This is a genomic window from Variovorax sp. P4_D9 (assembly GCF_056401695.1).
In genome coordinates this window covers 1-1,114 of the sequence record NZ_JBFUIU010001533.1, presented here as the reverse complement: position 1 = coordinate 1,114, position 1,114 = coordinate 1, and the positions used below count along the sequence as shown (strand labels likewise).

Sequence of the window (1,114 nt, the reverse complement as noted above, 5' to 3'; positions counted from 1 at the left end):
GAGGTATTGGCCGCGGTGAACCGCTCGATCTGCGAGGCGCACGCCGCGCCGGGCCTGTTCCTGACGGCCGTCTTTGGCCTGCTGGATACGTCGGACGCAAGCCTCACGCTGGCATCAGCGGGCCATCCGCCCGTGCTGCACGCACGCGACGGCCGGGAAATGCGCCTGATCCGCCGCACGGGGCCCGCGCTCGGGCTGGCGCCGGACGCGCACTTCCAGCAAGAGCGTCTCCAGCTCCTGGCGGGCGACCGGATCCTCCTCTACACCGACGGGCTCCTGCCCTCCGGGTCGGAGCGCGAGCTGGAGCTGCTGCAGCAGGTGCTCGCCAAGCCACTCTCCAGTGCGCAGGAAGCGATGACTCTCCTTCACGCCGACGCCCCGGCGGGAGCGGACCGGGACGACGTGACCATCCTGCTGATCGACGCGCACGCCGGCACCTCGTGGTTCGACAATGGCGCCGAGCTCCCCGCRGCTGCTGTATCCGGCGCGCCGCGGCCCGAGGGTGAGGCGGTGTTCTATGGCGAAACGGACCATGCCGCCTACCTTGCGCTGCGCGGGCGGGCCAGCTGGATGCATTGCGATGCCTTCCATGAAGCGGCCCTGGCCGTGCTGGACGGGGGACGCCCCCTGGTGCTGGACCTCTCCGGCTGCGAGTWCATGGACAGCACCTGCCTCGGCACGGTGCACGAGCTGGTCGCCCGGGGCGGCGTGGTGCTCGCGGGGGTGACGCCGGCCGTGCGCGCCCTGTTCGAGGAACTGAGCATGCAGCAGGTGCTGGCCGCGATCCGCGAGGACATTCCCGCCGCGCCCGAGCTCTACGCGCTGGGCACGGGGGGCGACCTGGCCGCGGTGCAGAAGCGGATCCTGCAGGCGCACGAGGCCCTCTCCGCGCTGAGCGAACGCAACCGCGAGGAGTTCAAGGAGGTCGTCGAGTCGCTCCGTGGCGAGCAGGACGGGCCAAGATGACCACTGCCATTCGAGTGCTGCATCTCGAGGACGACCCGGCCGATGCGGAACGCATCCGGAGCAGGCTGCAGGACGAGGACCTTGCCTGTGACATCGTGTGGATGCAGACCCGGGAGGACTTCGTCTCCGCCCTGCATCGGCTGACCTT

The 1,114-nt window shown here is 70.4% G+C and carries 1 protein-coding gene; it reads left to right on the top strand.

Annotation, left to right across the window (positions count from 1 at the left end):
- On the top strand, window positions 1-966 hold a 966-nt coding region (locus AC1DY5_RS56670), incomplete at its 5' end, for a SpoIIE family protein phosphatase (protein WP_478122876.1).
- Between the last annotated feature and the right edge of the window lie 148 nt (window positions 967-1,114).